Annotated in this window: 17 protein-coding genes and 1 pseudogene; 12 read left to right on the forward strand and 6 right to left on the reverse strand. The window is 35.9% G+C overall.

The window, feature by feature from the left end:
• The first annotated feature begins 147 nt into the window (after positions 1–147).
• Positions 148–1,626, forward strand: a complete 1,479-nt coding sequence (locus ABH959_RS15755; protein WP_404492830.1) for a SulP family inorganic anion transporter — start codon at positions 148–150, stop codon at positions 1,624–1,626.
• A gap of 88 nt (positions 1,627–1,714) precedes the next feature.
• On the opposite strand, the pseudogene ABH959_RS15760 reads toward ABH959_RS15755, so the two are convergent.
• Positions 1,715–1,942 (reverse strand): annotated as a pseudogene (locus tag ABH959_RS15760) (hypothetical protein); the annotation flags it as partial.
• 274 nt (positions 1,943–2,216) lie between these two features.
• Between ABH959_RS15760 and ABH959_RS15765 the strand changes: the two are divergent.
• Together ABH959_RS15765 and csaB are read left to right on the forward strand one after the other, a co-directional pair.
• The gene (locus tag ABH959_RS15765) at positions 2,217–3,737 is read left to right on the forward strand and encodes a putative polysaccharide biosynthesis protein (protein WP_404492831.1); all 1,521 of its coding nucleotides are present in this window, start codon (positions 2,217–2,219) and stop codon (positions 3,735–3,737) included.
• A 165-nt stretch (positions 3,738–3,902) separates the two neighbouring features.
• Entirely contained in the window at positions 3,903–5,006 is a 1,104-nt protein-coding gene (csaB, locus tag ABH959_RS15770; RefSeq protein ID WP_113936687.1) for a polysaccharide pyruvyl transferase CsaB, read from the forward strand.
• Between the two features lie 229 nt (positions 5,007–5,235).
• On the opposite strand, the gene patB1 is transcribed toward csaB, so the two are convergent.
• Positions 5,236–6,426: a secondary cell wall polysaccharide O-acetyltransferase PatB1 gene (gene patB1, locus ABH959_RS15775; RefSeq protein ID WP_113936686.1), complete on the reverse strand. Its 1,191-nt coding sequence runs from the start codon at positions 6,424–6,426 to the stop codon at positions 5,236–5,238.
• A gap of 178 nt (positions 6,427–6,604) precedes the next feature.
• Entirely contained in the window at positions 6,605–8,020 is a 1,416-nt protein-coding gene (locus ABH959_RS15780; protein ID WP_113936685.1) for an MBOAT family O-acyltransferase, read from the reverse strand.
• 226 nt (positions 8,021–8,246) lie between these two features.
• Between ABH959_RS15780 and ABH959_RS15785 the strand changes: the two genes are divergently transcribed.
• Both ABH959_RS15785 and ABH959_RS15790 read left to right on the forward strand, forming a co-directional pair.
• Complete coding sequence (locus tag ABH959_RS15785; RefSeq protein WP_060752223.1) at positions 8,247–9,704, forward strand: MBOAT family O-acyltransferase; 1,458 nt, start codon at positions 8,247–8,249, stop codon at positions 9,702–9,704.
• 9 nt (positions 9,705–9,713) lie between these two features.
• Complete coding sequence (locus ABH959_RS15790) at positions 9,714–10,745, forward strand: hypothetical protein (RefSeq protein ID WP_113936684.1); 1,032 nt, start codon at positions 9,714–9,716, stop codon at positions 10,743–10,745.
• Positions 10,746–10,833: 88 nt separating this feature from the next.
• On the opposite strand, the gene ABH959_RS15795 is transcribed toward ABH959_RS15790, so the two are convergent.
• On the reverse strand, positions 10,834–12,228 hold the full coding sequence (locus ABH959_RS15795; RefSeq protein WP_002186616.1) for an O-antigen ligase family protein: 1,395 nt from the start codon (positions 12,226–12,228) through the stop codon (positions 10,834–10,836).
• Positions 12,229–12,557: 329 nt separating this feature from the next.
• Here ABH959_RS15795 and ABH959_RS15800 point away from each other — a divergent pair, with 329 nt between their 5' ends.
• The 3 genes from ABH959_RS15800 (at position 12,558) to ABH959_RS15810 (ending at position 14,148) form a co-directional block, all read left to right on the forward strand.
• A complete protein-coding gene (locus ABH959_RS15800; RefSeq protein ID WP_002010905.1) occupies positions 12,558–13,346 on the forward strand; it encodes an enoyl-CoA hydratase in 789 nt (262 codons plus the stop codon).
• Between the two features lie 137 nt (positions 13,347–13,483).
• Positions 13,484–13,771, forward strand: a complete 288-nt coding sequence (locus ABH959_RS15805) for a hypothetical protein (protein ID WP_404492832.1) — start codon at positions 13,484–13,486, stop codon at positions 13,769–13,771.
• A gap of 50 nt (positions 13,772–13,821) precedes the next feature.
• Positions 13,822–14,148 carry a nucleoside triphosphate pyrophosphohydrolase gene (locus tag ABH959_RS15810; RefSeq protein WP_002125566.1) on the forward strand — a complete coding sequence of 109 codons (327 nt, stop codon included), beginning with the start codon at positions 13,822–13,824 and terminating at the stop codon, positions 14,146–14,148.
• Between the two features lie 20 nt (positions 14,149–14,168).
• Here ABH959_RS15810 and ABH959_RS15815 read toward each other — a convergent pair whose 3' ends face one another.
• A complete protein-coding gene (locus tag ABH959_RS15815) occupies positions 14,169–14,348 on the reverse strand; it encodes a hypothetical protein (protein ID WP_001103322.1) in 180 nt (59 codons plus the stop codon).
• A gap of 127 nt (positions 14,349–14,475) precedes the next feature.
• On the opposite strand from ABH959_RS15815, the gene ABH959_RS15820 reads away from it, so the two are divergent.
• From ABH959_RS15820 to ABH959_RS15830, 3 genes are all read left to right on the forward strand, one after another.
• Positions 14,476–15,525, forward strand: coding sequence for a M42 family metallopeptidase (locus ABH959_RS15820; protein ID WP_404492833.1), 1,050 nt, complete (start codon positions 14,476–14,478; stop codon positions 15,523–15,525).
• 220 nt (positions 15,526–15,745) lie between these two features.
• Positions 15,746–17,335, forward strand: a complete 1,590-nt coding sequence (locus ABH959_RS15825) for an N-acetylmuramoyl-L-alanine amidase (RefSeq protein ID WP_404492834.1) — start codon at positions 15,746–15,748, stop codon at positions 17,333–17,335.
• Between the two features lie 161 nt (positions 17,336–17,496).
• Positions 17,497–18,450 carry a TRM11 family SAM-dependent methyltransferase gene (locus ABH959_RS15830; RefSeq protein WP_000064981.1) on the forward strand — a complete coding sequence of 318 codons (954 nt, stop codon included), beginning with the start codon at positions 17,497–17,499 and terminating at the stop codon, positions 18,448–18,450.
• 152 nt (positions 18,451–18,602) lie between these two features.
• Here ABH959_RS15830 and ABH959_RS15835 read toward each other — a convergent pair whose 3' ends face one another.
• Positions 18,603–18,818 carry a YflJ family protein gene (locus ABH959_RS15835; protein ID WP_003187606.1) on the reverse strand — a complete coding sequence of 72 codons (216 nt, stop codon included), beginning with the start codon at positions 18,816–18,818 and terminating at the stop codon, positions 18,603–18,605.
• 240 nt (positions 18,819–19,058) lie between these two features.
• Here ABH959_RS15835 and ABH959_RS15840 point away from each other — a divergent pair, with 240 nt between their 5' ends.
• On the forward strand, positions 19,059–19,412 hold the full coding sequence (locus ABH959_RS15840; RefSeq protein WP_001225455.1) for a DUF3870 domain-containing protein: 354 nt from the start codon (positions 19,059–19,061) through the stop codon (positions 19,410–19,412).
• The last annotated feature ends 499 nt before the right edge of the window (positions 19,413–19,911 follow it).

Below are 19,911 nucleotides of genomic sequence, written 5' to 3' on the forward strand. Positions count from 1 at the left end.
TTTTTTATAAATACGCTAACGAATGATTTGTTTTAGATGTACAATGGAACGTGGACTTTATCCCGCTATTTGCGGGCTAATAATCAGTGGGGGATGAACAAAACCCCACTGATTAAAGTTTCACTTTATACGAAGGTGGTTATTTATATGTTTCAAAAAATAGCAAAGGAATGTTTAGCAGGGTTTACTGTTGCGATTGTTGCCTTGCCGCTAGCGATTGCATTTGGTATTGCTGCAACGGGAACGTCTGAGGGAGCACTGGTCGGATTGTATGGTGCAATTTTTGCAGGTTTGTTTGCGGCGTTATTTGGCGGTACACCGGGGCAAGTAACGGGTCCTACTGGGCCGATTACAGTTATTGCAACAGGCGTTATTGCAACTCACGGATTAGAAGCAAGCTTTATTGCATTTATGATGGCGGGGTTATTTCAAATTTTATTTGGTGTATGTAAGCTCGGCTCTTACGTTCGTTACATTCCGTATCCTGTTGTTTCAGGGTTTATGAATGGGATTGCACTGATTATTATTTTAGGTGAAATGAAGCACGTACAAAATAGCTTTCTGCTTGTGTTATTAACGATCATTGTAATGATTGTTTCTGGAAAATGGATTAAGGCCATTCCATCAAGTTTAGTAGCATTAGTAGGTGTTACAGTAACGTTGCCGTTATTTTCTTCTATGCTACAAGGGATTACAGTGCAATTACCATTTGTAGGAACTCTTTCTTTAAATAAGATGATTGAAAAGATAGGTGCAATTCCAGAGGCGATGCCATCTCTTCACGTACCGACTTTAGACGCAAATGGCATGTTAGTACTTGTATTACCAGCACTTAGTATTGCTTTACTAGGATCAATTGACTCGTTATTAACGTCTGTCGTAATGGATAATGTGACGGGGACACGTCATAAAAGTAATAAAGAGTTAATCGGACAAGGTATTGGCAATATTGCGAGTGGTTTGTTCGGTGGATTAGCAGGAGCAGGTGCAACTGTTAGATCTATCGTCAATATAAGAAGCGGGGGGAAGACGGCACTGTCAGCTTGTATGCATAGTGTCATATTATTTATTTTCATTATGGGACTCGGTTCAGTGGTACAATATATTCCGCTTGCTGTATTATCAGGTATTTTAATTTTAACTGGCATCGGGATGTTTGATTGGGAAAGCATGAAGAAAGCACATGTAGCACCAAGAGGTGATGTGATTGTTATGTTCGTGACGATGGTTGTGACAGTGAAATTCGATTTAATGGTTGCTGTTGCGTTTGGCATTATTCTTTCCTTTATTATATACATGGTGAAGTGTAAAGAACGTAAAGCTTCTATTATAAAAGAAAAAGAAGCGACGTATACGATTCAGGGACCACTTTCATTTCTATCAGTAGATCGTATTTTTGCTTCTTTACAAGATGTGAAGTCACCAGTTAGTTTGCGTATGAAAGATGTACGTTATATGGATGTATCAGGAGCTATGGCGTTATTAAACTTTGTTGAGCAATCGGATAAAGCAGGAGCGAGTGTGACACTTGAACATGTACATCCGCATGTTGAAAAGACGATAATAATGATGGCGAATGATGAGCAAAAAGAGAAACTGCAGTTTTTGAAAGCTGAGACAATATAGGAATAGGAACCTTCACATGAACTGTATTGTAGAGTGTGAGGGCTCTTTTTATTTGGATATGTGTTGTTTATGTGAGAAACCCTTATATCTGGATGTTGTAAATCCGTTGAGCATCAATTACATCGTCTAACTTCAAATTATATTCACGCGTTGAGAAATGGCTACCTTCACAAATTAATTGTGTACGGTTAACGAAATCATAAACTTAAGATGGTTGAATAAGCCCTATTTCGTCTGATTTTTCGACTTTCTCAACTTCTTCGTATGCAAAGCGCTTTAGTATCTCGTTTTCTAAAGAAAGGGAAATTCGAGAATTTTTTACTAAATTTAGCATGTTGTAAACACTCCTCTTACTGACAAGAGCTACATTATATTACAGGTTTATCTTGAATAAGTAAAAGTAGTAAATTTAAGGGAAAACAGGATGTAAATAATCTTATTTTGTACATATTATATTTGGAACGAGAGTATTCAATATATAAGAAATTTGGTATGATAACTAAATGAAATAGAGTGAAGTTTCTCTAGATTAAGCAAGAATACTGGCTTGATATTTATTTAGATCATATTTGAAAGAAAAGAGATAGAAGATGAATAAAAAGTTTGTAAAAGGCGCTGCAATTTTAACCATTACAACGTTCCTATCGAAAGTAGTGGGGAGTTTTTTTCAAATTCCATTGCAAAATATAGCGGGAGATGAAGTGCTTGGGATTTTTCGTCTCGTTTTTCCTGTATATATGATAGCCTTAACTTTATCAGTAGCGGGGGTTCCGCTAGCAATATCCCAGTTAATAGCTGATCTTCATGAAAAGAATGATCGTGATGGAATAGCTAAATTGTTTACGTCCGCATCTATTATCGGTGTTATATTTGGGGTGCTCGGATTTTTAATTATTATCATTGGATCGAGTAGCATTGCAAATATGCTTGGTGGGCAAGAGACGAGGCTAGCATTAATTGTTACTTCGTTTGCTTTATTAATTGCACCATATATGGCAGTGTACCGTGGATATTTCCAAGGGTTTGGAGATATGATACCTACTGGTCTATCGCAAGTAATTGAACAGTTGATTCGCGTATTCTTTATGCTAACAATTGCTTATATATTTGTATATTGGAATAAAGGTAGTGATATCATAACAGGCGGAGCGATGATCGGTTCTTGTTTTGGTGTTATTACGTCACTCATATATTTGCGAATGAAATATGTAAAAAGCACGTATCGCTATAAGAGCGAAACATATTCATTACAAGATTTTAAGACAAACGCAAAAAACATACTCCGCGTTTCAATTCCAATTGCAATCGGAGCGTTATCGATGCCTGTTTTAAATTTAGTTGATTCTGTAACAATTCCACATGTATTACATGAATCTTCTACAACGATTCAGGAACAATTTGGTATATATAGCCGTGGTTTTGCATTTACGCAATTAATCGTTGTATTTGCAAGTGCGATAGTATTTCCGTTAATTCCATTATTAACAGCGGCTTTAACAAAAAAAGATATAGCTTTAGCTAAACTGACAGTAAAACGTACAAATGAGTTTGCACACGTTTTAACAATGCCGATAACGATATGGCTTATGGCGCTTGCAGTACCGCTTAATGTTGCATTATTTACAGATACAAAAGGAAGTGGCATGTTAGCTATTTTAATTGGTAGCTCGTATTTCACATCACTTATGGTATTATCAATAGGAATCTTGCAAGGGATTAATCGTTCGATGCGAGCAGCATGGATTGTCATCGGTGTAAGTTTCGTGAAAATTATATTAAATATAGCGCTAGTAAACCAATTCGGTATAAATGGAGCAGCGTATAGTACTCTAATTATTTATATAATGATTTGTATCGCAAATCATATTTATATTAGAAAAGATCTTTCCTATTCAATAGCTATAGGGAAATTTTTGGCTGTGATTGGAGTCTCTAGTATTTTAGGTATAGTATTATACTTTGTGTCCACATTAATCAATGTGACAGATTCCAGGATTTTAGCAATGATATATAGTGCTGTGGCGCTAAGTATAGCTTCAGTGTTATATGGCATATGTGCACTGAAACTAAACTGGATATCGAAAGAACAAATTCCATTTTTACGTAAATAAAATCGTTGATTATAGAAAATGAACAATATTATACATGGGTATGACTTGTTAGATGTTTGTGAAAGAAATCAATTTGAAGTTATCAAACCTTCCTCGGCAAGGAATGGATAACAATTTGTTTAATTACAAAAAGAGTTGATTGCGAAATGTTGGAGGAGATTAAGAGTGCGGTTAGTTTTATCAGGATATTATGGTTTTTATAATGTTGGGGACGAAGCAATTTTGCAATCAATTATTAAAGCGCTACATGAAGAGGATCCTACTCTTGAGCTTGTTGTACTTTCAAATGACCCCAACTATACAAGGAAAATGTACGGTGTAGAAGCAGTAAACCGCTGGGATATAAGAGCGATTTACCGAGAAATAAAGAGAAGTAATGGTTTAATTAGCGGGGGCGGAAGTCTCTTACAAGATAAGACGAGTATTAGGAGTATTCTATATTATACAGGTATTATGCGGCTTGCTCGTTTTTTGAAAAAGCCGTATTATATTTACGCCCAAGGAATCGGACCTATTACGAAGAAGCAAAATCGTTTATTAGTGAAATGGCATGTATCAAAGGCTGAATATATATCAGTACGTGATGAAGACTCTTTTTTGTACTTAAAAGAAATTGGTATTAAGAAAGACATCGAACTTGTTCCAGATCCAGTATTAGCTTGTCAGCCAGAAGAAAAGAAATCCGATTGGCTTCAAAAACATGCGCTGCAAGGAAAGGTCGTTGCGGTTAGTGTAAGGTACTGGGATGCAAAAGAAGATTATATGAAGAAGTTAGCAGATACGCTGAAAAAGCTTAAGCAAGAGGGATACCATATTTTATTTGTACCGATGCATGGACCATTTGATCAAAATGCATCAAGGGATATCATTAATTTGATGGGAGAAGAAGCGCACATGCTCCCTTATAAAATGGATATTCATGAGAAAATCTCTATTTTATCAGAATGCTCTCTTTTAATAGGAATGAGACTGCATGCTCTTATATTATCGGCAGTTGCAAACACGCCTATGGTTGGAATTTCATATGATCCAAAGATCGATTCGTTTTTACAACAAGTAAATCAGCCGATTATTGGGAATGTGGATGGAGAATGGACGACAGAAACATTACATAGTATGGCGATTAAACAATTAGAGCAGACAGAATATGTACAGGAAACGTTAGGGCAAAGGGTGGAGGAATTGCGAGAGCAAATTTCCATAGCGTCCAAATATATTATTAATGACTTACATGCAAAAGAGTCTATAAAAAGAGGAATGGAATCTTAGGATTAGAGGCCATTCCTCTTTTTATTTAGTGCGTTGTCATTAAATAAAAGAGATAGAGGGAAATTTCCTATCTCTTTCTCCTTTTTGTATTTGAAGGTAGTGATTAAAAAAGAGAAGGGACAAGTGAAATAATAACAATGTCGTAATCTATAATGGTTTAAGTTGTTACTGCCGGAAAATAGCGGAAATAATATAAAGAAGCCTCTTGTAAATTTACAAGAGGCTTCTTTTATTGTTTAAACTTAAACATATCACCACTCAAATTCGAATCACTATACACAAACAATACCATGTTAATGTTGTTGTCTTTAATGTATTGATATACATCCTTTTCGTGATAGTGACGAAGGTCGAGGATAGATGTGTGTTTGAAGCTTTGTGCTAAGTGAGGCACGATTGCGTTTGCGAATGAGTCTTTTAGGACTAAAGCTCGTACATCATTTGGTGCATTGTTGTTTTCGATAACGATTTCTGGATAGTCGTTTGTGTAATAGCCTGCGTATGATGTTGTATCATTTTGCTTTTCTACGCCGTATAGCTCGTCTAATGTGCGATATACTGTGCCATTTACATCTTTTGCAGCTACGCTCGTAAAGTTGAAACCGTCTTTCGGTGTGTAGTAGCATAGTTTTTCTCCAGTCGCATCGATCAGTTGGTAAAGCTGGTTGTTAAAGCTTCCGACTAGATGTTTATTTGGAGCACACGTACGAGTGTAATCTTCTTTTTTTATTTCTTTTCCTTTATATATAGAAGATTGCTCTGCGATTGTGTTCATTATATATTGATAGCCTAAGAAGGCACCATCCATATTCCAGTGATGGTCTGTTTTAAAGTACATACTTTGTATTTCTTCATTTGTATAGTTTTTCTTAAAATAATCCATGAGTTTAATTGGCTTTACGTCTGCAGGAAGTTTATTTAGAAAGTAATTTAAATTTTCCTGTGCATATGTGTGAATATGAGAAGGTAATTTAAATGATAAAGCATTCGTTTTGGACGGTGGTAAAGCAAAGTAAAACTCAATATTTTGTTCTTTTAAAAACTGAGATAAGTCGTTTACAGCTGGCATAGCTTGGTCAATCTCATTATATTTTGTAGCCCAAGCAGGGTTTTTTAGAAGCCATTTATCATCTGTTAGAATAATATCGTTAATGAGAGACTTGCCCATTTTAATTTGGGTAAGTGTATAATTTTTTATGAGATCATCTCTTCCGATTAATTGATCGTTTGTATATGTCTCAAAGTCTTTAAAGAAACTACCATTTAAGGCAGCTTCTTTTGTAAGAGCTGGTTTTTGAGCGAGCGGACGATTTTCAACGGGCGAAACTGCTCGGTCAGTTTTGAGAAGCGATAATATGCCAAATGAAAAGATAATGGTGAGAAAACCGATAAATAGGACGATGTTCCCCAATTTTTTCATAATAACTTTTCCTTCCTACATAAAGTGAAACTTTAATTAGTGGGGGTTTTGTTCATCCCCGCTGATTATCAGCCTTAACCAATCGGGCTTTTACAGGCAGCCCGTCCCCCACCTAACTTCTTTGCTTTCGCTGAATTTTGAGGTGGGGGTCTTACTGCCCGGAAAATAGCGGGATAAGTTAAAACCTGAAGTAAATAAATGGATTATACGTCGAATTAATTAAATACATAATCGAAACCATAAATAATGTTAGTAATAATATAGGACGTACAACTTGCATCGTGAATATATACGTTTTGGGTGCAAGTTCTAATATGTTTTTAACACGTTTCAAAATTGGTGTCGCTGCGATAAAGGCAATGATAAATATGATAATGTATTCATGTATATATAGCATTGTGTTGTCATCGATGAAAGATTGCCTCTCTATGCCAAACATCGCTTTTAAATATTGGAACGAGTATGCGAAGTTATCAGCTCGGAAGAAGACCCAACCGATCATAACGATGATTAGTACATATGCATGTTGCAGCGGCTTCCATAGCTTATTTAATATTTTCTCGAATCCAGCTTTTTCAATCGAGATAATAAAGCCGTAATATAATCCCCAGGCGATAAATGTCCAGCTTGCTCCGTGCCATAAACCGGTTAATCCCCATACGATGAAGAGGTTACGGTAATTTGCTAGTTTGGATACACGGTTTCCGCCGAGCGGAATGTATATATAGTCGCGGAACCAAGAGCCTAGTGTAATGTGCCATCTTCTCCAAAATTCTGAAATGGATTTTGAGATGTACGGATAATTGAAGTTTTTCGGGAAATCAAATCCGAACATTTTTCCAAGTCCAATTGCCATATCAGAGTATCCTGAGAAATCGAAATAGATTTGAAGTGTATAGGCGATAATACCAATCCAGGCCGTTCCAGCGCTCATTTCAGACGGTGGTAAGGCAAAGATTTTATCTGCGACAAATCCAACTTGATTGGCGATTAACATTTTTTTCGCTAGTCCTAGAATGAAAATTTGGAGACCTTCTGTAAATCGTTCAAAAGAATGGATGCGCGTTTTAATTTGATCAGCAACGATATTGTAACGAACGATGGGTCCGGCAATAAGCTGCGGGAAAATTGATATATATAGTGCTAAGTTAAGTGGATTCTTTTGAACTGCGCCATCTTTACGGTATATATCGATGACGTATGACATCGCTTGGAACGTATAGAATGAAATTCCAATTGGTAGTGGAATAGGTTCCACATGAATAGATAAATGTAAAGTTTGATTCAAAATATCTGTGAAAAAGGAAATATATTTAAAATAAGAAAGTAATAAAATATTTCCGACCACAGCCATAATTAAAAATGTGACTTTCATATTTTTTCGTTTATCATAATGATGCACGAGTAGGCCGAAGCAGTAGTTTAAAAGAATAGAAAAGAGCATTAAGAGGACGAATCGTGGTTCTCCCCATGCATAGAAAATTAAACTAAATGCAAGTAATACGAAATTACGTAGCTCGGCACGCACTATAAAATAGAAAAATAATACGAGAGGTAAAAAGATAAATAAGAAAACAGAACTACTAAATACCAAAGGACTCTCCTCACTTTTTTCAAAATACATTTCGTGCAAAAAACCGACAGTTTTATTATATATTCTTTTAAATAAAAGTGCCTTTAATATTTTATCATGTTAATAATTCGATTGAAATGATTATCCTATATAATAGAAGAAAAGGGGAGCGGAATCCTTTTGACACTCACTATTTGGATAAGATAAGATGAATAAGTTGTGATTTGTTTAGAAGGGAAGAGATGGTGTGTTATTTAACTCATTTGAGTTTATTTTTTTATTTTTACCGATAGCATTTCTTTTATATTTTCTATTAAATAAATTTGGACATGCTACATTAGCGAAAGCTTGGCTCGTTGCGGCCTCTTTATTTTTCTATAGTTATTGGAATGTGAAATATTTACCGCTTATGTTAGTGTCGCTCATTGTGAACTACTTTATCGGAATGAGGCTCGTAAAACATAAGAGTAAACTTCTTTTAACGGTAGGGTTAATATTTAATATAGGAATGCTTAGTTATTTCAAGTATTATGATTTTTTCTTGCAAAATGTTAATGCATTAATTGGAACTCATTTTACATTATTATCATTAACGTTACCGCTCGCGATTAGTTTCTATACGTTTCAAAAGATTGCATTTTTAGTAGATACGTATCGCGGGGAAACGAAGGCATGTCATTTTCTTGATTACGCATTGTTTGTAACGTTTTTCCCGCAGCTTATTGCAGGGCCGATTGTACATCATGCACAAATTATGCCGCAGTTTGCGGATAGTAGCAAAAAGCGCTGGCAATCGAAGTATATTGTTCTTGGTATATTTGTATTTGCAGTTGGTATTTTCAAAAAGGTAGGTATTGCAGATGTATTATCACCCCTTGTACATGAAGGGTTTGATGTGCAGCAATCATTAACATTTGTCGAAGCATGGCTTTCGTCGTTAGCGTTTACGTTCCAATTGTATTTTGATTTTAGTGGATATAGTGATATGGCAATTGGAATCGCTTTAATGTTTAATATTAAATTACCTCAAAATTTTAATTCACCGTATAAAGCAGTGAATATACAAGATTTTTGGCATCGTTGGCATATGACGCTTAGCCAGTTTTTAACGAAGTACGTATATATTTCTCTAGGAGGAAATCGAAAAGGAATTACGCGTACATACGTAAATATTATGATTGTATTTTTAATAAGTGGACTTTGGCACGGAGCTGGTTGGACATTTGTTTTTTGGGGATTCTTGCACGGTTTGGCTTCTGTTATTCATCGCTTATGGAGTAAAGCAGGAGGGCGCATGCCAGCCTTTGCTGGTTGGTTCGTTACGTTTTTCTTCATTAATATAACGTGGGTATTCTTTAGGGCAACATCTATGCATGATGCGGTGAAAGTGTTAAAAGGAATGTTCGGACTAAATGGAATCGAATTAGCAAATAGCGTATTCCCGGCATTTATAATAGAGAAGCTGCAATTTTTAAAAGAGTACGGTGTTTCATTTAGTGAAGGGTACCATGTCTCTTTATTAGATCCAAAAATGGTAGCGTATATTTTCGGAGCGTTATGTATTAGTTTCTTCTTAAAAAATTCAATTCAGTTAAAGGATTCATTCCGTCCGAATGTATGGACTGCTTTATTTACTGCAGTATTGCTCGTATATAGCGTGTTACATTTAACGAGTATTAGTGAGTTTTTATACTTTAATTTCTAGGTGGAGAATATGAAAAACAAACATTGGCTTATTTTCGTTTTTGTATGTGTTTTTGTTCCTCTGGCAGGTGTCGGGATATTTAATAGCTATATAGATTCACTTTGGTTATTCCCGCATAAAAATAAGTGGAATGATGTTCAGTACGGGTTTAACGAGAGACAACAGAAAACAAATTATATAACGTACCGTCCGTTTACATATGATGGAGTTATACTTGGAAGTAGTAGAACGACTTTTATTAACGAGAATGACTTCACCGGGTTAAACGCATTTAATTATGCGGTAAGCAGTACAGATCCGCGTGAGTATGATGCATATATTGAATATGCAAAAGAACAAAAAGGTAGTGGACTCGAGTCTATTGTACTTGGTTTAGATTTCCTTGGAACGAACAAAAATAGGGAAATTGGTTTTGATAAACCAGAAGCGTATATTAAGCAGGCGCAAAGTTTATTGTATCCGATTAAATCGTATGTAAGTATGGACGGGATTACTTATTCAAAGAATACAATTGCAAATTCCACCCATCATATTACGAATCTTGACCGGTACAATCGAGAGAATATAAAATCGATGCGCGATTATACGAAAGAAGAACGTGATGCGCAAATAGCGGCGCAAGTAGATAAGTTTAGTAAAGAGATTTACGGCGGGAATTATGAGTATCAAAATATGAAAGAAATATTAGGAACAGTAAAGGCTCATAATCCGAACACGAAGTTTTATATTTTTACAACGCCTGTTTCAGAGCCTCTGTTCCGTACGATGATTCAATCAGGGCGATGGGAAGATTATAAAAAATGGCTTCATGACGCTGTAGATGTATTTGGAGAAGTGCACCATTTCATGTATCTTAATTCCGTTACAACGAATTTAGATAACTATATGGATGGGCATCATTTCAGACCGGAAGTTGGAAAGTTGATTGCGCATAAAGTTGTAAATGAGGAAGATAGCAACGTCCCGAAAGACTTCGGTATTGTTATTACGAAGGATAATATTGATGAGGTGTTGGAGGGGATTCAGGCGTCTTTTCAATAAAAAATAGATCATAAATGTGGTCTATTCTTTGCCGAGTAGACTGTATACCAAAATGAAGCAGCCACCGAGATCTGATGGCTGCTTCATTTTATTCTACCTCTAAATCAACAATTAAGTAAGCGAGTATAACAACGAAGAAAATACTAACGGCCGGCGCTGTTAGTACGTGACCGGACATAAAGGCAATTCCAAGTGATAGTATAACGGCACTAGCTAGTAGCATATATTTCACAGTTAATATTTTCTTAAAGTTTGTTATGATGCTGAGTAATAATTTAATACCGAAGTAAAGGAATGGTATGAAGTAAATAAGAGAACCGATGATTCCGAATGCAAAGAATATGTCATGGAAGTCCATTTCGATTAATTTAATTTTAACCGTATAGTTACCAGCATAGCCCATTCCGAATAATTTTTGTGATAGTGGTGCGTCTTTATAGTATTGTTTGTATACTTTTAAAAACTTATCGCGATCACTGTAAATTAAACTTTTGACCTCAGAGTCTGTTAGTTCACCTTTTGCATGTTTTTTCTCTGCGTCAGGATCTTCTTTAATTATTTTTCCTTCTTTTCTATCCTTTTCTTCTTGTACTGATTTTTTGTATTCGTATATTTGCATGTGGATGCCCATATTTTTTGCGATAGGAGTATGCGGTGTAAGGGCAATTAAACCTCCTAGTATAATAGCGGCAACAACTGTATTTACGAGATATGTGAATCCTTTTCCTTCTTTTTTGCGATGAACCATATATTCAATGAATGAGAATAAAAGTGCCACGCCAAGCGTTAGAACAATTGCACCATATCCTACTTTAGTTCCGACCATAATACTTGCATACATCGCGAGTATTGTTGGAATCCAGTAATAGATTTTCGAGAAAGAAGTTGTTTTATGAATCGAATATAACACTACGATTGGGAACATAATTGCAAAAATAGAACTTAAATCATTCCCAGCAAAGAACCAACCTCTTGAACCAATCTTTGAGTGAGGGTAGCTTGGGAAATCTGTACTAGTTTGCATCGCAACAATCAGTGTGATGCTTAAAATTAAAGTTGTATATAAGAAATATGTAATGATTTTATGAAATGCATATTCTTTATTTTTTAACTCTTTAAAGGCGATAATATATCCAAACAGTAGCACAATTGGATATATGCTCTTTAAAATAAATTTCACTTCTTCGCCAAATGAAACTGGAGATTTAATCATCATATTATTTACAAGACCAATTGCTAGTACGATCCCGAGTAGGCATAAATAGAGAATGTACTTTTTCGCCCCATGTTGTTTTCTATGAAGAAGTAGATAACCTAATGCAAGAAGCATAAAGGCGAAACGGACTACGATTCCAACTGTTGCGCTCATGTGTAATACATAGATTGAAAAAGACGTTAATAAATCTAAAATTGGTTGAAACACAATGAATAGCAATAGGAAATGCGGGAAGTAGTTATCCGTTTGTTTCAACTTATTAACCATATATTCCTCCATTTCTTCATTCCTTTAGTTCAATACCCAAGAGATGGGGATAAAAGCCTTATTTACATAATAAGGCGAATGAATTTCAATATTTGTTTTTTTGAATCAAACTTAAGAATACACCATTTCATTGTAATGGTAAATAGATGAAAAGCATGGATAAACCGACTTTAATTCCTATATTTTTTAACGAAATTGTATGTTTTATACGGAGACATATACAAATTATGAGGATATTAGACAGAAAATTAAGAAAAAAGAAGGATTTTTAACATACTTTCTATAATTATATAAGTATAATCTTTATGTTGAAAAGAGGGGTATATATAATGGAAGTAACAAGTAAAACAGAATCTGTTGTTGTGAAATATGAAGGGCGCGTAGCAACGGTTATGGTTAATCGTCCAGAGGTTTTAAATGCATTAGATGAACCAACGTTAAAAGAGTTATTACAAAAGTTGAAAGAAGTGGCGGAAAGTTCTGTTCACGTTGTTGTGTTGTGTGGAAGTGGCCGTGGTTTTTCTGCGGGTGGAGATATTAAATCAATGCTTTCAAGTAATGATGAAAGTAAGTTTGAAGGCATCATGAATACAATTTCTGAAATCGTTGTGACGTTATATACGATGCCGAAGCTTGTTATTAGTGCAATTCATGGGCCGACTGCTGGACTTGGATTAAGTATCGCATTAACAGCTGATTATGTCATGGCAGATATATCATCAGTTATTGCGATGAACTTTATTGGAATCGCTTTAATTCCAGATGGTGGTGGCCATTTCTTCCTTCAAAAGCGCGTCGGTGAAAATATGACGAAGAAAATCATTTGGGAAGGGAAGAAATTATCAGCGACAGAAGCGCTAGATATCGGTTTAATTGACGAAGTAATCGGTGAGGATTTCCAAACGGCTGTGAAGCAAAAAATTAATGAATGGTTACAAAAACCAATCAAGGCAATGATTCAAACGAAACAAATTTTATGTGAAGTAAATCGTTCTAATTTAGAACAAACGCTTCAGCTCGAAAAGCGTGGTCAATATGCGATGAGACAAACAGCGGACCATAAAGAAGGTATTGCTGCTTTTCTAGAAAAACGTTTACCAGCATTTAAAGGGGAATAAAGTGAAACTTTAATCCGTGGGGATTTGTTTATCCCCCGCGGATTATTAGTCTTACTGCCCATTAATTCGAGATAAAGGGAAGAAAGTGCTAACACATTTTAGTATAATTGTGTTAGCACTTTTTTTAGGAGTAATAAATGAAGAAAATTATCGGTGTTATCGTTATTATTTTACTTACATATTATGCTTTGCATAGTACACCATCTCTTGCGGTACGGACTGCATTATTCTTTGAGGGACATCCAGCTGTTGCTTTCTCTGGTGAAGTGAAGAAAGAACGGGATGTGAAAAAAGAGGCGATTCCTGATGAGTACGGGACCTTATACGGCGATAAGAAAGAAGAACCAGAGCATTACTTCTTTCCGGTAGTAAAGGCGCACGGATCAGGAATTGATATGTTAAGTGCTTGTGTGAAAAAAGAGTGATTTTTCTATAAAACAGAGCTTGGGTGTTATTAAAAGTGGGAGGAAAAGTGATGTCAACTTATAACAGGTTAGTAAGAGATCGTGTCCCGGAGAAAATTTTGATGTCTGGAAAAACATATACAGCACAAAAATTAACAGGACAAGCTTACATACAAGCGTTAGCGAAAATTGGTACAGAAGAAATTCGTGAATTTGCTTCGATGAAAGAGCGTGAACATGCGCTAGATTCACTTGCAGATGCACTTGAAATTATTATTTCATTAGCGCGTGCAGAAGGTGCAACAATGGAAGATGTAGAGCTTATTCGTAAGCAGAAAGAAGAAGAGCGCGGCGGATTTACAAGAGGGATTTATTTGATGGACGTTTCGGAAGAGTAGTTTTATAGAAAAAGCACAGCTTACTCAGTAGCACTGTGCTTTTTTCCTGCAATTAGGCTAACGATTAAGAAGATAGCTGTTAATGTCCAGCCGATTGCAATAGAAGTAGTAGTGTGAAAGACATAAGAAACTTGTAAACATAGTAATGATGATAAAAACCAAATAAGTGCAATATGTACATGTTTTTTCGTTACATTCATTTTTGTTATCTCCTTTTTACTTACTAAACTAAATTTTACTATAATTTAGAAAATTAAACTATATGAGTAGAGGTTTTATCGTAATTTCGCTATACTAAATAGTAGAGAGAATGAGGAGGAAACGACAATGGCACATCATACGAAAGAAACGATGGAACTTATTAAGGAGCTTGTCTCTATTCCAAGTCCATCTGGAAACACGGCGAAAATTATTAATTTTATTGAAAACTATGTAAGTGAGTGGAATGTAGAGACGAAGCGTAATAATAAAGGTGCTCTTATTTTAACGGTTAAAGGAAAGAATGATGAGCAGCATCGTTTATTAACTGCACACGTTGATACGTTAGGGGCAATGGTGAAAGAAATTAAGCCTGACGGTCGTCTTCGTCTATCTATGATTGGTGGATTTCGCTGGAACTCTGTAGAAGGAGAATATTGCGAAATTGAAACGTCAAGCGGTAAGAAATATACAGGCACAATTTTAATGCATCAAACTTCTGTCCATGTGTACAAAGATGCAGGGGAAGCGAAGCGCGATGAGAAAAATATTGAAGTGCGTATTGATGAGCGTGTCTTTTCAGCAGATGCAGTACGTGAGTTAGGAATTGAAGTAGGAGACTTCGTTTCATTTGATCCACGCGTTCAAATTACAGAGAGTGGATACATAAAATCACGTCATTTAGACGATAAAGTAAGTGTAGCAATTCTATTAAAATTAATTAAAAGATTGCAAGATGAAAAGGTAACATTGCCATATACAACACATTTCTTAATTTCTAATAATGAAGAAATTGGATACGGTGGAAACTCAAATATTCCAGAAGAAACGGTAGAATATTTAGCAGTTGATATGGGAGCGTTAGGTGATGGACAAACATCTGATGAATATACAGTGTCCATTTGTGCGAAAGACTCTAGCGGTCCATACCATTACGCTTTACGTAAGCATTTAGTTGAATTGGCGAAAGCGAATGCTATTGAATATAAAGTGGATATTTATCCCTACTACGGATCAGACGCATCAGCTGCGATTCACGCTGGATTTGATGTGAAACATGCATTAATTGGAGCTGGTATTGATTCTTCTCACGCATTTGAGCGTACGCATGAAAGCTCGATTGCACATACAGAAGCACTTGTTTATGCATATACGTTATCAGAAATGATAGTAGAATAGTGAGAGGGTGGTTGATTCTGTGAATCAGCCACTTTTTTGTGCATAAAAAATACTTTAATTGTATTTTATTGTACAATATTAAGAAAGTAGGTTTACTACAGGATTCTAGTATTATAGAATGATAGAGGAGCACTAATTTTTTTTTGCTCGCATTTGTTATAATTTGTATATTAAGATTACGCGTTATTGTAAATGATTTTTGAGAGGAGTATTATTTTTTATGAAGTATCGTGCAGTCGCGGCTGGTATTTTAGCCGCAAGTTTATTATCGTCTCCAGTTAGTAGTTTCGCAGCAGGGAAAAAGTTTTCGGATGTTCCTACATGGGCGCAGGAATCGGTTGACTATTTAGTAGGGAAAAAAGCGCTTGATGGAAAACCAGACGGAACGTTTTCTCCATCTGAAGCAGTAGATAAAGGATCAGCTGCAAAAATATTAGCAGCAGTTCTTGGCTTACCAATTGATCCAAAAGCGAAACCATCTTTTAAAGATTCGCAAAACCATTGGGCAGCACCATATATTGCCGCGGTAGAAAAAGCGGGTGTAATTAATGGAGATGGTACTGGGAAATTCAATCCATCAAGCCAAATTAACCGTGCATCAATGGCATCTATGCTTGTACAAGCATATTCATTAGATAAGAAAATTATTGGAGAACTTCCAACGCAGTTTAAAGATTTGGAACCTCATTGGGGTAAGAAACAAGCTAATATTTTAGTAGCTTTAGAGATTTCAATGGGTACAGGAAATGGCTGGAATCCTGACGGTACTGTAAGTCGTGCTGAAGCAGCTCAGTTCATCGCGATGGCAGATAAAAATAAAACAAATACATCGAAAAGAATGTATATGAATAGAAACTTTATTACATATCATCAAGCATCGTTATCATCTGGTATTACTGACACTCAACATAAGCCACAAATGCTTGAAGTGAAAGAGCAAAGAGCGGACGGTTGGTTGAAGGTTGTAACAAGTAAAGGTGAGAAGTGGACACCATTACAAGAAAAAACAGAGTCTATTAATCAAGAATTCACTACATATCAAGAAGCTTCACATACGTCTACAGTGGCAGGCACACATAAAGCACAACAAGTAACTGTTATTGAAGAGAAAGATAGTTGGCTTCGTATCCGTATGGGAGCTGGCTTCCAATGGGTGGATAAAAATCAATTAAATCCAGTGAAGCAAGGTAATTTCCTAGAAGGTAAAGCGATTATTATTGATCCAGGTCATGGTGGAATTGATTCGGGGAACCCTGGTTATTATGAGAAAGAAAGTCAAACCGTATTAGATGTATCATTACGATTACAGAAAATATTTGAGAAAAAGACACCGTTTACTGTGTTATTCACTCGTACAGATGATACACGTCCAGGAACAAGTGCTTCTGATTCTTTAAAGAAACGTGTAGAATTTGCTCAAAAAAATAATGGGGATATCTTTGTAAGTATCCATGGTAATGGTACGGAAAGTAAAAATGGACAAGGTACAGAAACATTCTACTATGAATCAGCGACAGCAAGAGGGACAAACCCGAATGTATCAGAAAGTCGTTTATTAGCAGAGAAAATTCAAGAGCGTCTTGTAGATGCACTTGGAACAAAAGATCGCGGTGTGAAGAAAGGCGATTTATATGTAATTAGAGAAAACACGATGCCAGCTGTATTAGCAGAATTAGCATTTGTAGATAATAAAAACGATGCAGATAAAATTGCTACACCAGAACAGAGACAAAGTGCAGCAGAAGCTATTTATCAAGGGATTTTAGATTACTACGAAGCAATGGGTAACAACGTATCTTCTTTCCGTTAATAAATAAAAGAGATTGCCATAGGCAGTCTCTTTTTATTTATAAAACAAATTATAAAGGTTTCTCTTTATTTCGGGCATATGATATCATTTAATTTTATATGAAAAAAGTATTCGAGTAATTGTGATCATAACAATTTTAAACGATAAAGGATGATAATAGATTGAGTAATCATAGTAAAACACCTGCATGTATATATACGTATGCATTTCGCGAAGAGGAGCGTGCTTTATGTTACTTGGAAATGCGCTCGTTCTTTGGGATGGAGTCTCACGTTAATATTTTAAAAAGTGAAGTCAAGATTGCTCCGAGTAGAAGTCCGTTTATTAAAGAGCGCGTCGAGGTTATGTATGAAGGGGACGACTTAGAAAGCATTTTAGAACAAGTGGAACAAATTGATTTAGCAGGAGCGACATTCAAAGTTATCTTCGTTAAAATCAATGATCTTGGTAAAGAAAATAAAATTGAATATGGAGAAAGACGCCTTATTGAACGAGACCTCGGTATGCATATTGAAGGAGAAGCGGATGTTCGTAATCCAGAGCGTGTATTCGGGATTGTTCCTCTTGGAGGACGCTGGTACTTCGGACACTATGTAGAAAGTGATCCGGTTTGGTATCATCACATAAAAAAACCGCATAGCTATTCGACATCACTGAGCACACGTGTTGCTAGAGCTGTCGCAAATATCGCTGTACCAAACCCAGATGGAGTACGAGCGATTGACCCGTGCTGCGGAATTGGAACAGTAGTAGTAGAAGCACTTTCTATGGGGATTAACATCGTTGGTAGAGATATTAATCCACTTGTAGTTCTTGGAACGAGAAAAAACATCGCACATTTCGGGTTTGAAGGAACAGTAACAAAAGGTCCAATTGAAGAAATTACTGAGAACTACGACGTTGCAATTATCGATATGCCCTACGACTTATTTACGCATGCAACACCAGAAGACCAGTTCTCCATTCTCTCAAGTGCGCGCCGCATTGCAAAAAAGGTAGTCGTTGTCACGATGGAAACAATGGACGACATGATCCATGAAGCAGGATTTGAAATTACAGATCGCTGTATCACAAGAAAAGGATCATTTTCTAGACAAATTCTTGTTTGTGAATAAGAAAGAAAGGTCACCCGTTTGGGTGACCTTTTTTGGTTTGTATTGATGTGTGATTGGTTGGTGGAATGGAGGGATGATTTGGCGGGATTTGTTGATAAGTCGATATTTTATGTCGAATCGCTGATATATTCAGAGAATCAACCGATATCAAATTACTCTTCTTTCGTTGTCTCTTGTTGTGCGATTAATAAATTGCGTAATACGTGTGCACGGTAACTTTCTAGTTTTCGTCCTTCATGATAGCGAACACCTAATTTTTTTAGCTCAGCTACGTACCAGCCTTTTGTTCCGTAATACATGAGACCACTTCCTTTTTTCTTTTGAACAGTATATGTGCCGGGGCGAGAGAATTTTCTTTTTTTATTCATGAAATTTGCGGAATTTAATATTGAATATTCAGTTTATTTTTAATATGATTAACTTATTATCGGATGACAGTGATTAGCCTCGCTGTAAGTCCGGATTTATGTTTGAAAATGAAAAGAGTAACTTCTTTCCACTTGAGCTTCTTTAGCAGAAGTACGAGCTATAAGGATAAGGGTAGTAAAATTCAATGCAAATGTGTACATTGTTTTTCTGGCTCTTAACATAGTAACGGAGGATGAAATATGCGTAAAGGGACATTTTTTATGGCAGGACATTCGAGACTTCCGAAAGGGATGGCTGTTCGCAGTATGTATGAAACATTAACGATTACAATTGAGGCAGATCATAAATATCACGTTATTATTGAAGCGTCATGTACGCTTGCGACAGAGCACGGTAGAGACTTCGTCGCTCAAATGTTGAGAGGACATAGTTTGCAAGATGGTATTGAAGAAATCGTTCAAGATATTACGGACCATTATCAAGGAAAAGCGCAAAATGCTATCGTCAGTGCGGTAAAAGATTTACATCGCCAATATGTAAGTTATTTAAATGATGAACAGCCTAGAGGAGAGTACGAGGAAACAACACCATAAAAACTATCTAGTTTACAACCATAAACGAGAGCTAGTTGTGTTTCTTTTAAAGAGATACGACTGGCTTATTTTATTGAGGAGGCAAGAACTATGAAAAAGTTAAATGAAGTGTAAGTTGTAAAACAAGAGATGAAAAAAAGAGGGTGCGTAGAAAGTAAGGGGATTTTTAAAATGTATAAAGTATGTAGAGAAAATAATAAAAAACGAATTGACAGTTAGAATATTTTGAATTATTATTTAATTAATAAGATCCATACGAGAAATTAGCCTTCTCTATATTCGATCTTGCTTTCCTGTTTTACAAATATTTTCATACAAACTGTCTATTATTATTGTACTTTAAGAGATTAAAGAACACTCGTAATTATGAGCCAGTTGTACGTTTCTACGATTTTATGTCGTGGATACGTATGACTGGCTTTTTCGATGTTAGGGCAGTAAGACCGAATCTCAGCATAAGAAGATAAGGATAACTGTCTGTAAAAAACGTCAATAAGTT

Source organism: Bacillus sp. RC51, assembly GCF_044908115.1.
GTDB classification, from domain to species: domain Bacteria; phylum Bacillota; class Bacilli; order Bacillales; family Bacillaceae_G; genus Bacillus_A; species Bacillus_A mycoides.